The organism is Streptomyces sp. NPDC059255, assembly GCF_042752355.1.
Lineage (GTDB): Bacteria > Actinomycetota > Actinomycetes > Streptomycetales > Streptomycetaceae > Streptomyces.
In genome coordinates this window covers 84,590-103,262 of record NZ_JBHYZP010000002.1, presented here as the reverse complement: position 1 = coordinate 103,262, position 18,673 = coordinate 84,590, and the positions used below count along the sequence as shown (strand labels likewise).

Genomic DNA, 18,673 nt, shown 5'->3' with positions numbered 1-18,673 from the left:
GGTCCGGCGGTCAGAGTTCCCGGCGGAAGGCCTCCAGGAGCCGCCGCGTATGGTTCGCCGGCTCCGCGAGGGTGACCATCCGGTCCATCGCCTGCATGTGCGCGGACACCTCGTGGGCCTCGTCCAGATAGAGCGCCCCGGTCAGATACTCGATGTAGACCATGTCGGGCACTTCGGGGATGCCGAAGCGGAAGAGGACGAACGGGCTGTACGTACCGGGGTGCGGCCCCGCGCCGAACTCGGCTATCTGCAGGGTCACGTTCGGCAGGTCGACGGCCTCGATCAGCCGGTCGATCTGGGCGCGCATCACGGCCTTCGAACCCACGGCCCGGCGGAGCACCGTCTCGTCCAGAACGGCCCAGAACGCCGGGGCGTCGGTGCGGGTGAGCAGCGCCTGTCTCTCCATCCGCAGGGCGACATGGCGCTCGATCCGGAGCGGGTCGGCGGTCCGGCCGACCGCCCCCGTGGACAGGACCGCGTGCGCGTACTCCTCGGTCTGGAGCAGCCCCGGCACGAAGTGCGGTTCGTACGAGCGGATGGTCTTCGCGGCCTCTTCGAGGCTGACGTACCCGCTGAACCAGTCCGGGAGTATGTCGTGGAACCGCTGCCACCAGCCCGGCTTGTTGGCCTCCTCGGCCAGCCGGAGGAAGACCTCGGTGTCCTGGGGGCCGACCCCGTACTCGGGCAGCAGGAACTGGAGATAGGGGATCTTGAGGGAGACCTCGGCGGTCTCCATCCGGCGGACGGTGGCGGCGGTGACATGGAGCAGCCTCGCCGACTGGTCCCGGCTGAGTCCGGCCTTCTCGCGGAGTGTCTGGAGCTGTCTGCCGAGAACGAGTTGCCCGATGGTCGGGGCCGACCGCGGCTCACTCACACTCCACCCCCGAGAACCGGTGCGCCATACCGGCGAGTCTGCCACAGCGGTACCGGGGTGAGGAGGTTCTGTTGACGCCTTGTGAACTGATCGTTCATCCCGGCCGGTTCCCCGGCGGGGACCGCGGATCCCTTACACCTTTCCGCGTGGCCACGCAGTCGAACGGTCGAATTCGTGCATATTCGGGTCCACTCGGCGTGCGGCGGGTCTAGGCTCGTCACGTGAGCTGAGCGCTGTCCGAGAGGGGGAGGGATGCCGGTGCACCGGCCGGAGCAGATGGTCGCTCTCCCGCTGCTGGAGCGTGAACCCGAACTGGCCGCCGCGGCCCGCGCCGTGGACGCCCTGTGTGCGGCCGCGCCCACCGGAGGGGTGCTCGTCTACCGGGGCGCGGCCGGGCTGGGCAAGACCGCGCTGCTCTCCGAGGTGCGCCGGCTCGCCGCCGGGCGCTGCGCGGTGTGGGCGGCGCGCGGCGGTGAGGGGCTGACCTCCGTACCGTTCCATGTCGTACGGCAGCTCCTGCAGCCCGCACTCGTGGTCGCCGACACCCGGACCGAGCAGGGTGATCAGGCCGGTCACGCCGACCGCGGTGAGCACGCCGCGTACAGGGCGGCTCCCGGTCTGCTCGGCGAGCGGTACGAGATAGTCGGCCCCGCGCTCGGGATACTGCCGCCCGGTGACCAGCCCGCCGATCCGCAGGGCGTCAGGGACGGCCTGGACGCGCTCGTCGAACGGCTCGCGAAGGTCCACGGCCCGCTCCTGCTCACCGTGGACGACGCGCAGTGGGCCGACCTGGAGACCCTGGCCTGGCTCGCCTCCTTCGCGCGCAGCCCCGGGCGCGCCCTGCCCGTTCTCGTGGTCGTCGGCTACCGCACCGAGGAGGCCGTCGGCGAGGCCGAGGAGCACCTCAGGACGCTCGGCGCGGCGGCCAGACTGCTGGTCACCCTGCGGGAACTCACCCCCGACGCCACGGCCGGGCTCACCCGCGCCGCGCTCGGGGAGCAGGCGGACGACCCGTTCTGCCGCGAGGTGTGGGCGGTGACCGGCGGCAACGCCTACGAGACCGTCGAGCTCCTCGCCAAAGTACGGGACAGCACGTTCGACCCCGTGAGGACCAACGCCGGCGAACTGCGCGCCCTCGGCGCCTCGGCACGTGGCACCGGCCTCATCGCGCGGCTGGAGGAACTGGGTACGGCCACCACCCGGTTCGCCTGGGCCGCCGCGATCCTCGGCACGGACATCTCCCTCGACCTGACCGTCTCGCTCGCGGGCATGAGCGACGAGGAGGCCGCCGAGTGCGCGGAGCGGCTGCGCGCCGCGCGGATCCTCGTCGGCACCGACCCGCTGGAGTTCGTCCATCCGCTGATCGCCGGGGCCGTCTACCGCGCCATCCCGGCGGGCGTGCGCGCCGCCATGCACGGACTCGCCGCCTGGGCGGTCTCCCGCAGCGGCCGGGGAGCCGCCGCCGCGGCGCCGCACCTCCTCGAAGTCCACCCCGACGGCGACCCCGAACTGGTCGAGCAGTTACGGGAGGCCGCCGCCGAGCACCTCGCGGTCGGAGCCCCCGACGCGGCGCGCCGCTGCCTCGAACGGGCCCTGGTGGAACCGCCGTTGTCCAGCGTACGGGGACCTCTGCTGTACGAGCTGGGCTGCGCCACCCTGCTGACCTCGCCCGCCACCACGGTCGGACACCTGCGCGCCGCGCTCGACACCCCGCATCTCGACGACGCCCTGCGCGTGGACGTGGTCTTCCGGCTCGCGCAGGCCCTGACGCACAACAACCAGACCGGCGACGCCGCCCACGTCGTGGCCACCGAGGCCGCCCGCACCGCGGACGGGCCCGTCAGAATGCGGCTCCAGGCCGCGCACTTCCTCTGGGAGGGCGTCCAGGCCATCGAGGAGGACGGCCCGGACCGGTCGCGCCGCCTCGCCCGCACGGCGGCCCCGCTCACCGGGCGGGACAACACCGAACGCGTCCTGCTCATGCTGCGCGCCTTCGACGGGACGGCCCGCGGCGAGAGCGCCGAGGAGGTCGTCCAGATCGGCGAACGGGCCCTGAAGGACGGTGCTCTGCCGCCCGGCGTCGGCTGGGCCGACCCGGGATGGGGCTTCGAACCCCCGGCCCTCCTCGGGCTCTCGTACGCCTTCGCCGACCGGCTCGACCGCGCCGAGAGCCTGTTCAGCGAGGCGCTGCGCGCCTTCGAGATCTCCGGCTGGAGCGGCGGCCACCTCGCCTTCGCCCACGCGCTGGTCGGCTACGTCCACCGCAGGCGCGGCCGGCTCGCGGACGCCGAGAAGTATCTGCGCGAGAGCCTGCGCCTGGCCGACCGGGTCGGCAACGGCCTCCCGATGAACTGGGACGCCGTCTGCATGCTCATCGACACGCTGCTCGCGCGCGGCCATGTCGAGGAGGCCGAGGAGGCCGCCGAACGGTACGCGTTCGCGCCGCCGTACTCCTCCACGATCGTCATCCCCGACGCCCCCTCCGTCCGCGGCAGGCTGCTGCTGGCCCTCGGCAGGAAGGACGAGGCCGTCGCCGAACTGGAGGCGGCCGGACAGGCGTTGCTGGCCCGGGGACGGCACAGCGTCGTCATGGCCCCCTGGGCGATCGACCTCGCGCGGGCCCTCGCCGACGACGATCCGCGCCGCGCGGTCCAGCTCGCCGCGTACGCCAGGGACCGGGCCGAACGCTTCGGCACGCACACCGCCATCGGGGTGGCGCTCTGCTGCACGGCGTCCCTGAAGGACGGCCCGGAACGGATCGAGCTGCTCGCCCAGGCCGTGGCGCACCTCGAAGCGTCGCCGTGCGCGTACGAACGGGCCGTCGCGCGGGTCGAGTACGGCATCGCCGCGGGGTTCCACGCCGAACTGTCCTGCGGGCTCGAACTCGCCGAGAGCTGCGGCGCCGACGGTCTCGCCGCCCGGGCACGCCGCGCGATGGACTCCCACCACGCGCAGCGCTGAGACGCCGACGGGGGAGGGGCGGGGGAAGCACGGGGCAGGGGCGCTGGGGGAGGACGGGCAGGAGCCCGGGGAGGGCGGGCGGTAGGCTCGGGCGGGACGCCCATCCGTGACAGGAGACCGGCCCCCTTGCCGCACCAGCCCGACCACCGCACCGACCCCGGCGATGCCCAGGGCGGCCCCGCGCTCGACGACCCCGGGCTGCGGGCCGACTGCGCGAACTGCTTCGGACTGTGCTGCGTCGCCCTGACCTTCGCCCCCTCCGCGGACTTCCCCGAGCACAAAGCCGCCGGGAAACCCTGCTCCCACCTCCGCACCGACTTCCGCTGCTCCGTCCACCGCGAGCTGCGGCAGCGCGGCTTCCGTGGCTGCACGGTCTACGACTGCTTCGGCGCCGGACAGAAGATCTCCCGGATCACCTACGGGGGACAGGACTGGCGGCAGGCCCCGGGCACCGCCGACGAGATGTTCGCGCTGCTCCCGGTGGTGCGCCAGCTCCAGGAGCTCCTCCGGTATCTGACCGAGGCGCTCACCCTGGAGCCGGCCCGCGCGCTCCACGGCGAACTCCGCGCCGCTCTGGAGGAGACGGAACGCCTCACCCTCGCCGACCCCGCCACCCTGCTGGCCCTGGACGTCGCGGCCCGCCGCGCCGCCGTCAACCCCCTGCTGCTGCGGACCAGCGAACTCGTCCGGGCCCAGGTCAAGGGAGAGAAGAAGAACCGCAGGGGCGCCGACCTCCTCGGCGCCCGGCTCAGGGCCGCCGATCTGCGCGGCGCGGACCTGCGCGGGGCGTATCTGATCGCCGCCGATCTGCGGGGCGCCGATCTGCGGTTGGCCGATCTGATCGGGGCCGACCTCCGGGACGCCGATCTGCGCGGCGCCGATCTCACCGGCAGCATCTTCCTCGTCCAGACCCAGGTCAACGCGGCGCGGGGCGACGCGGACACCCGGCTGCCGCCGTCCCTCGCGCGCCCCGCCCACTGGTAGCCGCCGCGGCCGGCCGCGCGGCCGGGCGGCCCCGCCGCACGCCGTTCCCGGCCGCCGAGGGGCGTCGGCGTGCCGCCCTGTTCCCTATCAGTGGCCGCTCTCGGCGCCCCGGCCGCGCCCGCGCCGTACGAGGAAGAGCGCGAGCGCCGCGAGCGCGGCCGCGCCGATGAACGCCACCGGCAGCACGGTCCCGGTCACCGGCCCGGACTCCGCGGCGCGGGCCGCGGGGCTCGCGGGGGCCGGCGACGGCGGGTGGGCCCGTACCGCCTTCTCGACCACCCCCGGCTCGGGACCCGCCGCCTCCACCGTGGGGCGCGGCGGCAGCGGCGCCGGGGGCGGCCGGAGCGATCCGACCGGGGTCACCCGGCCCTGAGCCTTGAACCCCCAGTCCAGCAGCTCCCTGGCCTCCTCGTACACGGCGTGGACGCCGCCCCACTGCGGGTTCATCACCGTCACCAGCAGGGTGCGGTCGCCGTGCCGGGCGGCGGCGATCAGGGTGTAGCCGGCCTCTGTGGTGTAGCCGTTCTTCACGCCGATCAGCCCCGGATACGCCTCGACCCCGTCGGCCCCGGTCAGCAGCCGGTTGGTGTTCATGATGCCGAAGGTGCCGCCGTAGCCGGGGAACTCGGCGTCGACGGTCGAGCTGTAGCGGACGAAGTCCGGCGAGGCCAGCCCCGTACGGCCGAAGACCGCCAGGTCGTACGCGGAGGAGACCTGGCCGGGGGCGTCGTAGCCGTCGGGCGAGACCACATGGGTGTCGCGCGCGCCCAGCAGCTTCGCCTTGTCCCGCATCTGCTTGACGGTCGCGTCCAGGCCGCCGTTCATCTCGGAGAGGACCCGCACCGCGTCGTTGCCGGAGCTGAGGAAGACGCCCCGCCACAGGTCGGCGGCCTCGTACCGCACCCCGGGGACGACCCCCACCGTGCTGCTGCCCGGACCGATGTCGTCCAGCTCCTCGTCCGTCACCAGGCGCTTGGCGTGCTCGGAGAGCCGGGGCAGTGTGGTGATGGCGAAGAGCGTCTTGAGGGTGGAGGCGGGCGGCAGCGGACGGTGCGCGTCCCGCGCGGCGAGCACCTCTCCCGTACGGGCGTCCGCGACCAGCCAGGAGAGGGCGGAGAGCTCCGGCGGCGCCGGGGTCCCGCGCGCGGGCCTGACCTGGACCCCGGAGCGGCGCAGCAGCGAACCGTCCCGGGCGGCGGCGTCGAGGGAGGCGGCCGCGCGGCCCGGCGTCGTCGGGGCGGCCGGGCGGGACGCGGCCGCCGAGCCGCTCGGGGCGGGTGTGCCCGGCGCGGCGGGCGGGGCGCCGGGGAAGCCCGCGATCACGGCGCCCGCGGGCAGACCGGGGGCGCGTACGGCCGGGTCGGTACGGGAATCCGCTGCGGCCGGCGGGGACACCGGCAGGAGGACCAGCAGGCCGGCGGCGAGGGCGACGGTGCCGGAGAGCGCGGAGCGCGTCACGGGTCTGATGATCATCCCGCCACGGTAGGAACGGACCGCGCCGCGCGCCCCTCGCATGGGCCGACCGGATGTATCACCGCCCCGGTCGGCCCCTCCGGGTCGGGCACCCGATCGGGTGACAGGGCGGGGCGTCGCCGGGGCGGGGCCGTCCCGTCAGGTTCCGGCGGGCGCGGGGTCGGCGGCGGGATCCGTGCCGGAGCCCGGCTCCCCGCCGTCGCCGGGCTCCGGCGCGGGGCCGACGTCGCCGGGCCACCGTACGGTGGTGTTCCCGGGCTCCCGTACGGTGGTGTCCCCGGGCTCCCGTACGGGCCCCGTCGCGACGCCGATGACCTCGGTGCCGATCACGTCGAGCAGCGCGAGCTTGTCGGCGGCGTCGGTGCCGGACGCCGCCGAGTAGGCGGCGATCCGCAGATCGCACCCGGGCACGGTGAACGTGTCGCAGTCGACCGTCACCGGTCCGACATCCGGGTGATGGACGGTACGGGTCGCGCTGTCGTGCACACCGGCGATCCGGGAGTTCCAGAGCACCGCGAACCGGCTGCTGGCGCGCCGCAGCTCACCGATGAGGAAGCGCAGCCGTACGTCGGTCGGATAGCGGAGGGTGGCCGCGCGCAGGTCGGCGACGAGCGCCGCCTCGAACCTGGCCTCCTGCTCCGGGGTGTGGACGATCCGGCTCGGCCGGCCGGTGAAGTGCTGCCAGGCGGCGTTCCGCCCGCGCGGCGGGACCTGCGCGGGGTCACCGACCAGGGCGGCCCACAGCGGATTCCAGGTGATCAGGTTCCAGGACGCGTCGTGCACCCCGATCGGGGTCCCCGCGAGGCGCCCGAGCAGCCGCCGTACGCCGGCGGGAACATGGTCGGGGACCCGGCCCACGGCGGGCGGTGACTGCCCGGCGAGCAGAAAGAGGTGCCGGCGCTCGTCGTCGGAGAGCCGCAGGGCGCACGCCAGCGACATGAGGACCTGTGCCGACGGAGAGGTGGCCCGTCCCTCCTCCAGCCGGACGAGATAGTCCACGGACAGCCCGGTCAGCCGCGCCAGTTCCTCGTGGCGCAGCCCGCCCGTCCTGGCGGGCTCGTCCGAGGGCAGCCCGGCCTCGGCCGGGGCGAGCCGGTCGCGCCAGCGGTGCAGGGCCGTGCCCAGCTCTCCGTGTCGGGTCATGGGGCCAGTATCAGCGCGTACGGCTGCCCCCGCCTGATACCGGCCGGTACCCGGACGGGGCCCGGCCCGTTCCCGGGCGCTCCTCCCCGCCGCCGGGGCACGGGTTCCCGGACGCGGTGCTCCGCGCGGAGTGTCGCGAGTACGCGAGTAACCGCCAACCCTGCCCGAACGGCGTTGATCAGGACTACCGTTGATCCGGAACCGTGGCGCGGGGCGTCCTCGGACGCCGGCCACGGCCCGGCCGGGCCATGGACCTGTCGGGCCACGGACCTGCCGGACCGCAGACGGGCAGGTCCGCAGATCAGGGGAGCGGGGGAGCGGGACATGCTGGATCCCATGTCACTGGCGGCTATCACCGCGGTGCTGGGCGCCGTGGGCGCGGGGCTGGCCAACGAGGCCGGGAAATGGGCCTGGGAATCGGCCGGCGGCCTGGTGCGGCGGATCGCCGGACAGGAGGTGGCCGCGCCCACGGGACCGGCCGAGCTGTCCGCCGTGGCCCGCCTCGTCCACGAGGGCGTACGCCACGACCCCGCGCTCGCCCGCGCCTGGGCGGCCTTCGCCCGTACGGCCCCGCTCCGGGCGACCGCGGACGGCGTCCCCGCGCTTCCGCCGTCCGTACGGTTCTTCACGGACCGTCAGGGACCGATGCGGCTGCTGGAACGGGAGGCCTCGCGCAAGGCCGACGGGCGCCCCCGGCTCGCGCTGGTCCACGGCCCCGAAGGCATCGGCACCAGCGCCCTCGCCGTCCACTGGGGGTGCAAGGAAGCCGACCGGTTCCCCGGCGGACAGCTCTACGCCGATCTGCGCGGCGCCTCCGCGGGCACCGCCGTCGACAGCACCGTGGTGCTGCGCAGCCTGCTGGTCCAGCTCGGCATGGACCAGGACGACGTACCGCCGGGCGCGGCGGACCGGCAGGCGGCCTTCCGCCGCTGTGTGGCCGACCGGCGGCTGCTGGTCGTGCTCGACCACGCCTACTCGTCCGCGCAGGTCCGGCCGTTGCTGACATCCGCGCCCGAGGTGTTCACGGTGGTGGTCGCGCGCCGGCCGCTGCCCGGCCTCGACGCCGTACCCGTCCCGGTCGGACCGCTGTCCGACAAGGACGCCCGTCGGCTGCTCACGGATCTCGCGGGCGGCGACACCGTGGCCGGCGCCCGTGCCGTACTGCCGCGGGTGCTGGAGCGGTGCGGCGGCTCGCCGTACGCGCTGCGGGCCGCCGCGCCCCTGCTGTCGGAGCCGGAGCGTGAGCCGCTCTCCGGCCCGGGCGAGCCCCGGCGCCGTACGGGGGAGGGCCCCGCCCGGTCCGCCGGCGACCCGGTCCGTACCGCCGCGGAAAGGACGTACCGCGGGCTGGAGCCCGGCGCGGCCAGGGTCTACCGGCTGATGTCGCTGCGGGAATGGCCCGCGCTCGGACCGGCCGTCGTCGCGGACGTCGCGGGGCTGCCCGAGGCCGAGGCGGCCCGGATCCTCGGCGCCCTGGCGGACGGGCAGTTGCTGGAGCTCACGGACACCGGCCGCTTCCGCTACCGTCCCGCGGTCCGCGCCCACGCGGAGGAGACCGCCTTCCGTACGGACGGCATCGCGGCCTGCTCGGCGGCCATGACCGGCACGGTGCGGTGGTATCTGCGCCTCGCCGTACGGGCCCGGCTCGCCGCCCTGCCCCAGGCGTGGGCGATCGGCCCGCTCTACGACGAACCGGCGGCGAGCCCCGGCCCGTACCGCGACGCGGGCGAGGCGCTCACCGCGCTCCGCGCCGAGCTGGGCAACCTCGTCCAGGCCGTCCTCGCCGCGGAGGAGTTCGGTGATCCCGACTCCGTCCACCAGCTCTGCCAGGCACTCTGGCCGCTCCAGCTCAAGGCGGGCCACCACGACGAGATCCTCCCGGCGCTCAGGGCGGGGGCACGGGTGGTGGACGCCCACCACCCCGGAACCCGGCTGGCCGGGCGGATGCATGTGCTCCTGGCGCTGAACCTGCTGGAGCTGCGGGAGGACGAAGAGGCCGAGTCCCATCTGACCGCCGCCGTACGGGCCGAGGAGGCGGCCGGGCACCGGCGCGGGCAGGCGTCCGCCGTCGAGTCCCTGGGCCTGCTGCGGCTGCGCCAGTGGCGTTTCCAGGAGGCGTACGCGTGCTTCGACGAGGCGTCGGCGGTCCTGGACGGGGCGGGGACCGACGGCGAGGGCGCCCGTGATCTGCCGCGCGCCCGCGCCCTGCTGGAGCGGCACCGGGGCCGGGCCCTGCGCGGACTCGGCAGGTTCGCCGAGGCCAGGGAGCGGCTGGAGGCGGCGCTCGGCTTCTTCGCGACCGGCGCCGACCCGTACAACGCGGCGCGGACCCTCACCGATCTGGCCGAGACACATCTCGCCGAGGGCGACCCGGAGGGTGCGCTGCCGCTGATCGACGAGGCGGCGGTCACCCTCGACAAGGAGAAGGCCGCCCACCACCTCGCGCATCTGCGGGCCCTGCGCGAGCGCTGCCTCAGCGCTCTTGCCCGGGACTGACCGGTGTGACGGGAACGACCGGTGGGGCGGGAACGAGTGGTGTGACGGGAACGACCGGTGCGGCGGGGACGAGTGGTGTGACCGTCACCCGGCAGGCGCCCGCGCCGGTCCGTACCGTCATCCCGGCCGCCGCCACCTCCTCCAGCGCCTTTCCCGCAGCCAGCCAGGCATGGAGGGCGGAGGCGTAGGCGGCGGGGTCGGCTCCGGACAGGGGGCCGCCCGGGAGGCCCTCCGGGACACTGCCGGTGAGCCGCACCAGCACGCCCGCGCGGGTACGGACCGTGCACGCCCCGTCCTCGGTGACGAACGCCGCCAGGGCGCAGTGCGGATGGCGCGCCAGCACCTCGTCGGTCCACCGCGCCGGCCCGCCGAACCGGGGGTCGTCCGCGGCGCCGTACCGGAAGATCACATCCGCCAGGGCGAGCCGCCCGGGGTCCAGGGTGTCCTCGTGCACGGCGATATGGGCGTCCCCGTCCGCCGCGGGCTCGGAGCGCGGATCCGCGTAGCGGTCCACCTCGACCTCGCACGCCCCGGTCAGCCGGGTCACCACCCTCAGTGGGGCGGTCCGGGTGACCCGTTCGCAGGGCGGCAGCGGCAGCGGGTCGAGCAGCGCGGGCTCCGCGGGCTCGGGGATGCCGATGACCCGGTAGAAGTGGCGCCGCAGCAGAGCCGCCGCCGCACCGGGGACCGACGAGACCAGCTCCGCGGGGCCCGGTTCCGTAGCCGTGCCCGGCGGCCGGCGCTCTCCTCCGCCGAGCAGCGCCTCCAGTTGTGACCGGAGCGGCGCGTGGGGCGAGAGCCGGGGTGCCTGCCGTACGAACGCGGCCACCGGCGACCCGGCGTCGAGACCGTCCTCCGAGGCCGCGCCCAGCAGGACGGGGGTGCGGAGGGCGGCCCCGTAGTACGTCACGGAACCGGCGTCCCCGATGATCACATCGGCCGCGATCAGCGCCTGGCGCCACCCCTCCAGGGGGTCCACCAGCGCCAGACCGCCCCGGCGGGCCCGGTCCAGCCAGGCGCGGATCTGCCCGGGGCCGTGACCGTGCCAGATGTTGGGGTGCAGTACGGCGGCCGAGCGGTACGCGTCGGCGGGCAGCTCGGCCGTCAGGCGCGGCAGCAGTGCGGGCAGTACGTCCTCGGCCCCGCCGTCCCCGAAGAGGGAATCCGGGTTCCAGGTCGAACTGAGCAGCACGAGCCGCTGGCCCCCACGGACGCCGAGGGCCCGGCGGAAGCGCTCGCGGTACGGGACGGCGGCCAGCAGCCGGTCGAAACACGGGTCACCGGCGAGGACGGCGGTGGGAGCGGCCTCGGGACAGGCGGCGCGCAGCCTCGCCACCTGTTCCGGGTGGGAGAGGACCATCGCGTCCGCGACCGGTGTCCCGTCGGCGAGCAGCCACTCGGGGGAGAGCCCGAAGACGGGTGGGACGGCCTCGGCCGAAAGGCGCCCGGTGTCCGGTGTCCGGTGTCCGGTGTCCGGTGTTGCCAGCCTCTTATTGTAGCCAACGCCGTGCGAGAGAACTGTCAACTTCCCTTTTATCGCGTGAAGTTGGCCGCCGAAGCTCGCCGAGATCGCCAGATCCACCGGGAGGGAGACCGCCTGCTCCCACGGAAGCACCGGCACGCCCGTCTCCGCCAGCAGTTCGGCCACTCCGGCCTGGAACGGTGACGAACCCGTGCACGTGGCGAGCAGTTGGACGCGCAGGTCGTCCCGGAACAGCGGGAGAACGTCCAGCAGCCGGGTCGCCGAGGTCACGTTGTGCACGACGAACAGCACCCGTCGGCACCGTCCGCGCGTCGTCCACCGCGCCGAACCGGCGCCCACCGGCACCCGTATCCACTCGGCATCCCGCCGGCCCGCCGCCGGTCCGTCCGGCCGCCCCCGCTCGTACACGCCGCCGCGACCTCAGACCGCGAGTTCGGCCTCGATCCGCTTGAGGTTGTGGCGGGCCAGCGCGAGGTTGGCGCGGGTGCGGTCGAGCGCGAGGTAGAGGAAGAGCGATCCGTGGCTGGAGATGAGCGGCCGGATCAGGTGGTACTGCTTGCCGAGGGTGATCAGGATGTCGACCACGCTGTCCTCGATGTCCAGCGTGGCGAGGGTACGGATCTTGGCCCGGACGACCTCGGTGTTCCCCGCCGCCGCGACCTCCAGGTCAAGTCCCTGGCCCCCGCCCAGCGTTCCGAGGGACAGCCCGCTTTCGTAGTCGACCACGGCCACACCGAGGGCGCCTTCGATCGCCATGGCTTCTTTGAGCGCGGTCTCAAGGTTCATCGCTGTGGTCCTGTTCTACGAGCCGAAACTTTGCGGTCGAAATAATGCCAAACCTGGTCACCAGGGTACTAGTTGAAGGCTAGAGTACTGTGAAATCAGCCGTAACTCGAAGGGATGTACGTGTCAGCGATCGAATCGTCCCTCGCCCGGCTCATGGAGATGCCCGGGATCACCGGGGCCGCTCTGGTGGACGCGGTCACCGGTCTCACGTACTGCGTGGTCGGCGATGTCCTGGAAGTGGGGGACGGCGTGGAGACGGCCGAACTCACCGCGGTCATCGCGGGGCAGTCGGACCGGGTCGGGGGCGAGAGCGAGCTGGAGAGCGTGATCGTGACGAGTAGGCGCCGCTACCACGTGGTGCAGACGGTACGGCGCGCGGGCGACCCGGTGCTGCTGGTCGCGGCGCTGGACCGCGACCGGACCAATCTCGCCCTGGCGATGCGCCGGCTCACGGAACACGCGGAAGGTGTGCTCGCATGACCGACGGGTCCGGCGTCCAGGGGGCCGCGCAGCCGGTCCCGTTGTGGACGAGTCCCCCGCAGACTCCGGCCGTGGCGCACGCGCACGGTTCCGCGCCGCGCAATGTCACGGCGTTGCTGGTACGGCTGCAACAGGAGAAGTACAGCGGTACGGTGTCGGTCTCCGGGTCACCTGGAGGAACGATTCACCTCAGGAACGGCCTGATCAGCGCCGTGGAGACCCCGGGTACCCCCTCGGTCGAGTCCGCCCTTCTGAAGTCGGGCCGGATCACCGACGAAGGGTGGGCCGCCGGTCTCGCGGCGACTCGGGACGTGGACGGTCTCGGGGCGGCCCTCGTCGCCCAGGGACTGGTGGGTGAGACCGAGTTGGAGGTCCTCTGCACCGCGACGATCCACGAGGGCGCCTTCGCGCTGGCGCTGACCCGGCCGGACGGCTGGGAGGTGGGCGGGCCCACCCGAACCGTGCTCGCGGGGTACCCCGCGCAGCCGCAGAGCGTCGCGGAGGAGACCGCGCGGCGGCTGGCGTTCGTCAACGGCCGCTGGGGATCGCCGGGCGAACTGGCCAGGACGCGGCTGCGGCCCTCGGCGAGCGCGGAGCGGGTGGCCGGCCGGCTGGCGCCCCGGCACACCGCGCTCCTCGCCGTCGCCAACGGCCGCCGCACACCGCGCGATCTCGCCTTCTTCCTGGGCCGGGGGCTGTTCGCCGTGATGGTGGACCTGATCCGGATGGACGACCTCAAGCTCATCCAGTGGGAAGGGGATCGGCGCCCGGCGGGCCGGCCGAGCACCGCGCCCCGCGTCCCGGGCGGAGGAGCCGGCGGCGGAGACTCCGGCGCGGCGACGCCGCCACCGGCCGGCTCCCTCCCGCGCCGGGTTCCGGGCCCCCGCCCCCGGTGGACACCGGGCGCGGCGCCGGGCGCGGCGCCGGCATCCCCCGGCGGAGCGGAGGGAGCGGAGCCCCCGGCACACCAGGAGCTCTCCGGACAGTCGGACGGCTTGTAGCCCGGCTGCGGGACGCAGTCCGAGCCTCGTACGAACGCCCCACGGCAGGACCGCTGCCGGATCATCACCAAGGAGCGAAAACCATGCACGCAGACTCGTCCGTCACGTCACTCGTCGATGTTCTTGCCTCGCTCCGTGAGCGGGTGATGGGAGCGTCGGAGAGCGTTCTGTCCACCGCCGACGGCCTGATGGTCGCCGCCGACACCGACACACTCCAGCCGGAGTCCGTGGCCGCCCTCGCCGCCGCCACCCTCGGGCTCGGGCAGCGCATGGCGCAGCAGGCCGACGCGGGCGCGCTCCGTGACGTGGTCATCCGCTGCGCGGGCGGGCAGATCATCGTCCTCGCGGTGGGGGACCGGGCGCTGCTCTCCATTCTCGGCGACGAGGGGATGGACATCGTCGCGCTGAAGCGGGAGGCTCCGGCCCTCGTGGAGGAGCTGGTCAAGCTCCTCGAAGGGGATGCGCCCGCCTGACCCCGTCCGCACCCGGCGCCACCCCGCTCATCTCCGCGGTGCCACCACCCGCAGGTCGGCCTCGATCCGGGCCACCGTGGCGAGGAGCGGGGGCAGCAGGTCGCGGCGTACCGACTCGGCCGAGTGCCGGCTCGCGTGGACCGGGACGTTGACCGCGGCGACCACCGTGCCCGTCCGGTCCCGTACGGGCACGGCGACCGAACGCAGGCCCTCCTCCAGCTCCTGGTCGACGATGGCGTACCCCTGCCGCCGTACCCGCTCCAGCTCCGCGCGCAGCAGATCGACGGAGACGATGGTGTACGGGGTGAGGGCGGCCGGCTCGGCGCCCTTGAGCCGGGTGTCGCGCTCCTCCTCGGGGAGGAAGGCGACCAGCACCCGCCCGACCGAGGTGGCATGGGCGGGGAGGCGGGTGCCGACGGTGATCGACGCCGTGATGATCCGGCTCACCGGGACCCTGGCCACGTAGACGATGGCGTCGCCGTCCAGCACACAGAGCGAGGACGACTCGCGTACCTCGGCGACCAGCCGTTCGAGGTGCGGCTCGGCGATCTCGGGCAGGGAGAAGCTGGAGAGGTAGGAGTACCCCAGTTCGAGGACGCGGGGGCTGAGCCGGAACAGCCGCCCGTCCGTGTGGACATAGCCGAGATCGGCGAGCGTCAGCAGGAACCGGCGCGCGGCGGCCCGGGTGAGGCCGCAGAGCCGGGCCACCTCGCTGAGCGTGAGCTCCGGATGGTGCGCGTCGAAGGCGCGGATCACCGACAGTCCCCGTTCGAAGGACTGGACGAAGTGGGGTTCACGTGCCTGGGCAGCACTCATCAGTTGCCTCCGTCGACCCTGATGTGTGTCATGGGCGATCCGCCGTGGGTCAGGGGTGATCCGCGTACCTGTGTGCGTGATGCGCACGCTAGGAGCCGCGTCCGACGGCTGTCAACAACGCCCCGGACGAGCGGCCGTTTCCACCTCTGAGCCCCAACTCCCTTGTACGCCACAGTCGGTGAGGACGCTGCACGACCGTTGACCCGTGACGGCGGCTGCCCCTATGTTCCCGCTGGGAACTGTTGTGCGGGCTGCGCACAGTCCGCCGGAAGTGCCGTCCGTCGAAGGAGGGTTCATGCGCCGACTGTCCGTCGCGGTCATCGCGGCCGCGTTCCTGGTCACCGCCACCGCCTGCGGCGGGAGCGATTCGAACGGTTCGGGCGGTTCGGGCGCGGAGGCGTCGGGCGGCACGGCCCGCGTCAAGGTCGGGGTCATCCCCATCGTGGATGTCGCCCCCATATATCTGGGCAAGGAGAAGGGGTTCTACTCCTCGCGCGGCCTCGAACTCACCCTGGAGACCGGCCAGGGCGGCGCCGCGATCGTCCCTGCCGTGATCAGTGGACAGTTCCAGTTCGGCTTCTCCAACATGACCTCCCTGATGATCGCCCAGACCAACGACATCCCCGTGAAGGCGGTGGCCAACGGCGTCGCGACCACCGGTGAACAGGGCGCCGACTTCGGCGGCATCGCCGTGAAGAAGGGCAGCCCGATCACGTCGGCCAAGGACCTGGCGGGCAAGAAGGTCGCGATCAACACGCTGAAGAACATCGGCGACACGTCCGTACGGGAATCGGTGCGCAAGGCGGGCGGCGACCCGGCCGAGGTCGACTTCGTCGAGCTGCCCTTCGACCAGATGCCGGCGGCCCTGGCCGGCGGCCGGGTCGACGCGGCCCTGGTGGTCGAACCCGCGCTGGCCACGGTCAAGAGCCAGGGCGGCACCGTCATCGCCTCCCAGTACGCCGACGTGTCGCCGGATCTCACCGTCGCGATGTACTTCACCTCCACCCAATTCGCGGAGCGGAATCCGGAGACGGTGAAGAAGTTCCAGGAGGCCACCGCCGAGTCGCTGGAGTACGCCAACAGCCACCCCGACGAGGTCCGCCGGATCCTCACCACCTACACCAAGATCCCCGAGGCGATACTGCCGGACCTGATCCTGCCCCGCTGGCCGGCCCAGCCCGACCGGGCATCGATCGAGACGCTGGCGAAACTCGGCGAGCAGGACGGCATCTTCCGCTCCGCACCCGATCTGGACCAGCTCCTCCCATGACCCGCGGAGGCGGAAACGGGCTGGTCGACGCCGCACTGGGGGCCGGAGGTCTGGCCGTGTTCCTCGCCCTGTGGGAGCTGGTCCCGCGCATCGGACTGGTCTCCGCCGACTACCTCCCGCCCGTCGGCCGGGTGGCCGCCGCGCTTGGCGCCGAGCTGTCCGACGCCACGTTCTGGACGGCGCTCGGCGACACGCTCACCGGCTGGGCGCTCGGCCTGCTGATCGCCGTCGTCGCGGGGGTCACCGTGGGGATCGTCCTCGCCGTCGTGCCGTATCTGCGCGAGGCGACCGCCTCCACCGTCGAATTCCTGCGCCCCATCCCCTCGGTGGCGCTCATCCCGCTCGCCGTCCTGCTCTACGGCACCGACCTGCGCTCCACCCTGCTGCTCGTCGTCTACGCGGCGTTCTGGCAGGTTCTCGTGCAGGTGCTGTACGGAGTCGGCGACGTCGACCCGGTCGCGGACGAGACAGCGCGCTCGTACGGACTCGGCGCCTGGGCCCGGATCCGCTACGTACTCTGGCCGACCGCCCTCCCGTACATCATGACCGGCGTACGCCTGGCCGCCGCCGTCGCGCTCGTCCTCGCCGTCACCGCCGAACTCGTCATCGGGGCACCGGGGATCGGCGCCCGGATCGCGGTCGCCCAGACCTCGCAGGCGGTGCCGGAGATGTACGCGCTGGTGGTGGTCACCGGAGGGCTCGGCCTGCTCATCAACACCGGTGTCCGGGCCGTCGAACGGCGCGCGCTCGCCTGGCACCAGTCCGTACGCGGGGAGGTGGCCCCGTGAAGGAGACACCCGCGGCCCGGGCCACCGAAGCGCCCGCCACGCGAGTGCCCACCGCGCCGCTTCGCGCGCTGCGCCAGGTGTTCTTCGTCCTCGCGCTGCCCGCGCTGCTCGTGGCCGGCTGGTGGATCGCCTCGGACTCCAGCACGAGTGTCTACGCGCCGCCGCTGCGCACCGTCGTCGGCGCCTTCGGCGAGGTGTGGACGGGCGAGCGGCTCGTGGACGACGTACTGCCGAGCCTGCTGCGCCTCACGGCCGGATACGCCCTGGCCGCCGTCGCCGGAGTGGCGCTCGGCGTCGTCATCGGCTCGTACCGCCGGGTGCGCGCCGCGACCGAGCCCGTCCTGGAGTTCCTGCGGGCGGTGCCGCCGCCCGTGCTCGTGCCCGTCGTCATGCTCTTCGCGGGCATCGGGGACACCATGAAGATCGTGGTCATCGCCACCGGCTGCGTCTGGCCCGTTCTCCTCAACACCGTGGAAGGCGTACGGGCCGTGGACCCCGTACTGGCCGAGACCGCGCGGTCGTACGGCATCGGCGGCACCGCGCGGCTGCGCCATCTGGTGCTGCGCTCGGCGAGCCCGCAGATCTTCGCGGGGCTGCGCCAGGCCCTGTCCATCGGCATCATCCTGATGGTCATCAGCGAGATGTTCGCGGCCGGCAACGGCCTCGGCTTCGCCATCGTCCAGTTCCAGCGCGGCTTCGCCATCCCCGAGATGTGGAGCGGCATCCTGCTGCTCGGCGTCCTCGGCTTCCTGCTCTCGGTGCTGTTCCGCGCGGCCGAGCGACGGGCTCTCGGCTGGTACCACGGTCTGCGCAGGGCGAGGCGGTCGTCGTGACCGTCACGGAAGGGGACAGGATGCTCGACGTACGGGGGCTGCGGAAGGTCTACGAGGGGCAGGGCCGCCGGGTCGAGGCCGTCCGCGACCTCACCTTCACCCTCGGCGCGGGCGAACTGGCCTGCCTGGTGGGCCCCTCGGGGTGCGGCAAGACGACCCTGCTCAAGTGTGTCGCCGGGCTGCTCGCCCCGACCGCCGGTGAAGTCCGGCTGGCGGGGCGGCGGATCACCGCGCCACCGCCCGGAATGGCTGTCGTCTTCCAGGAGTACGGGCGCAGCCTCTTCCCCTGGATGCGGGTGCGGGAGAACGTCGAACTGCCCCTGCGCCGACGGAAGTCGCTCGACCGGAGGCGGCGCGGCGAACTGGTCGAGGACGCCCTCGCCGCCGTCGGCCTGGCCGACGCGGGCGGCGCCTATCCGTGGCAGCTCTCCGGCGGCATGCAGCAGCGGGTGGCCATCGCCCGCGCCGTGGCGTACGGGCCCGAAGTGCTGCTGATGGACGAGCCGTTCGCGGCGGTCGACGCGCAGACCCGGGCCGAGCTGGAGGACCTGGTGCGCGGGCTCTGGCGCGAGCGCGGCATGACCATCCTGTTCGTCACCCACGACATCGACGAGGCCGTCTATCTGGGAGAGCGGGTGCTGATCCTCTCCGCCTCGCCGACCGTCGTCCAGGAACAGGTGAAGATCGACCTGCCGGCGGAGCGGGACCAGCTCCGGACGCGGGTCGCCCCGCGCTTCGCGGAGTTGCGCACACGGGTGTACGAACAGATCCAGCTCGCCAAGCGTGGCGACAGGGCGCTCTGACAGGAAGCC

16 protein-coding genes are annotated in these 18,673 nt (G+C 73.6%); 10 read left to right on the top strand and 6 right to left on the bottom strand.

Annotated elements, in window-relative coordinates; genetic code table 11:
* Positions 1-10 precede the first annotated feature (10 nt).
* On the bottom strand, positions 11-874 hold the full coding sequence (locus tag ACFXKG_RS04180; RefSeq protein ID WP_384832028.1) for a helix-turn-helix domain-containing protein: 864 nt from the start codon (positions 872-874) through the stop codon (positions 11-13).
* A gap of 252 nt (positions 875-1,126) precedes the next feature.
* Here ACFXKG_RS04180 and ACFXKG_RS04175 point away from each other — a divergent pair, with 252 nt between their 5' ends.
* Both ACFXKG_RS04175 and ACFXKG_RS04170 read left to right on the top strand, forming a co-directional pair.
* Complete coding sequence (locus ACFXKG_RS04175; RefSeq protein WP_384832026.1) at positions 1,127-3,835, top strand: AAA family ATPase; 2,709 nt, start codon at positions 1,127-1,129, stop codon at positions 3,833-3,835.
* A gap of 126 nt (positions 3,836-3,961) precedes the next feature.
* Complete coding sequence (locus tag ACFXKG_RS04170; RefSeq protein ID WP_384832023.1) at positions 3,962-4,819, top strand: pentapeptide repeat-containing protein; 858 nt, start codon at positions 3,962-3,964, stop codon at positions 4,817-4,819.
* Positions 4,820-4,906: 87 nt separating this feature from the next.
* On the opposite strand, the gene ACFXKG_RS04165 is transcribed toward ACFXKG_RS04170, so the two are convergent.
* Both ACFXKG_RS04165 and ACFXKG_RS04160 read right to left on the bottom strand, forming a co-directional pair.
* Complete coding sequence (locus ACFXKG_RS04165; RefSeq protein ID WP_384832021.1) at positions 4,907-6,292, bottom strand: D-alanyl-D-alanine carboxypeptidase family protein; 1,386 nt, start codon at positions 6,290-6,292, stop codon at positions 4,907-4,909.
* 138 nt (positions 6,293-6,430) lie between these two features.
* Positions 6,431-7,435 carry a helix-turn-helix transcriptional regulator gene (locus ACFXKG_RS04160; protein WP_384832018.1) on the bottom strand — a complete coding sequence of 335 codons (1,005 nt, stop codon included), beginning with the start codon at positions 7,433-7,435 and terminating at the stop codon, positions 6,431-6,433.
* Positions 7,436-7,771: 336 nt separating this feature from the next.
* Between ACFXKG_RS04160 and ACFXKG_RS04155 the strand changes: the two genes are divergently transcribed.
* Positions 7,772-9,931: a tetratricopeptide repeat protein gene (locus ACFXKG_RS04155; protein ID WP_384832015.1), complete on the top strand. Its 2,160-nt coding sequence runs from the start codon at positions 7,772-7,774 to the stop codon at positions 9,929-9,931.
* Here the strand turns inward: ACFXKG_RS04155 and ACFXKG_RS04150 are convergent.
* A complete protein-coding gene (locus ACFXKG_RS04150; protein WP_384832790.1) occupies positions 9,909-11,759 on the bottom strand; it encodes a hypothetical protein in 1,851 nt (616 codons plus the stop codon). The two genes, ACFXKG_RS04155 and ACFXKG_RS04150, sit on opposite strands and share 23 nt — an antisense overlap.
* A gap of 75 nt (positions 11,760-11,834) precedes the next feature.
* Positions 11,835-12,200 carry a hypothetical protein gene (locus tag ACFXKG_RS04145; RefSeq protein WP_384832012.1) on the bottom strand — a complete coding sequence of 122 codons (366 nt, stop codon included), beginning with the start codon at positions 12,198-12,200 and terminating at the stop codon, positions 11,835-11,837.
* Positions 12,201-12,314: 114 nt separating this feature from the next.
* Between ACFXKG_RS04145 and ACFXKG_RS04140 the strand changes: the two genes are divergently transcribed.
* The 3 genes from ACFXKG_RS04140 (at position 12,315) to ACFXKG_RS04130 (ending at position 14,154) form a co-directional block, all read left to right on the top strand.
* On the top strand, positions 12,315-12,680 hold the full coding sequence (locus ACFXKG_RS04140; RefSeq protein WP_384832009.1) for a hypothetical protein: 366 nt from the start codon (positions 12,315-12,317) through the stop codon (positions 12,678-12,680).
* A complete protein-coding gene (locus ACFXKG_RS04135) occupies positions 12,677-13,681 on the top strand; it encodes a hypothetical protein (RefSeq protein WP_384832006.1) in 1,005 nt (334 codons plus the stop codon). Before ACFXKG_RS04140 ends, ACFXKG_RS04135 begins: the two co-directional genes overlap by 4 nt.
* Before the next feature lie 83 nt (positions 13,682-13,764).
* Complete coding sequence (locus ACFXKG_RS04130; protein WP_384832003.1) at positions 13,765-14,154, top strand: roadblock/LC7 domain-containing protein; 390 nt, start codon at positions 13,765-13,767, stop codon at positions 14,152-14,154.
* A gap of 27 nt (positions 14,155-14,181) precedes the next feature.
* On the opposite strand, the gene ACFXKG_RS04125 is transcribed toward ACFXKG_RS04130, so the two are convergent.
* Positions 14,182-14,970 carry an IclR family transcriptional regulator C-terminal domain-containing protein gene (locus ACFXKG_RS04125; RefSeq protein ID WP_384832000.1) on the bottom strand — a complete coding sequence of 263 codons (789 nt, stop codon included), beginning with the start codon at positions 14,968-14,970 and terminating at the stop codon, positions 14,182-14,184.
* A 295-nt stretch (positions 14,971-15,265) separates the two neighbouring features.
* Here ACFXKG_RS04125 and ACFXKG_RS04120 point away from each other — a divergent pair, with 295 nt between their 5' ends.
* From ACFXKG_RS04120 to ACFXKG_RS04105, 4 genes are all read left to right on the top strand, one after another.
* The gene (locus tag ACFXKG_RS04120; protein WP_384831997.1) at positions 15,266-16,240 is read left to right on the top strand and encodes an ABC transporter substrate-binding protein; all 975 of its coding nucleotides are present in this window, start codon (positions 15,266-15,268) and stop codon (positions 16,238-16,240) included.
* Positions 16,237-17,028 (top strand): ABC transporter permease, encoded by a 792-nt coding sequence (locus tag ACFXKG_RS04115; protein ID WP_384831994.1) that lies wholly within the window; start codon positions 16,237-16,239, stop codon positions 17,026-17,028. Before ACFXKG_RS04120 ends, ACFXKG_RS04115 begins: the two co-directional genes overlap by 4 nt.
* A 68-nt stretch (positions 17,029-17,096) precedes the next feature.
* Entirely contained in the window at positions 17,097-17,861 is a 765-nt protein-coding gene (locus tag ACFXKG_RS04110; RefSeq protein ID WP_384832787.1) for an ABC transporter permease, read from the top strand.
* 20 nt (positions 17,862-17,881) lie between these two features.
* The gene (locus ACFXKG_RS04105; RefSeq protein ID WP_384832784.1) at positions 17,882-18,664 is read left to right on the top strand and encodes an ABC transporter ATP-binding protein; all 783 of its coding nucleotides are present in this window, start codon (positions 17,882-17,884) and stop codon (positions 18,662-18,664) included.
* Positions 18,665-18,673 lie beyond the last annotated feature (9 nt).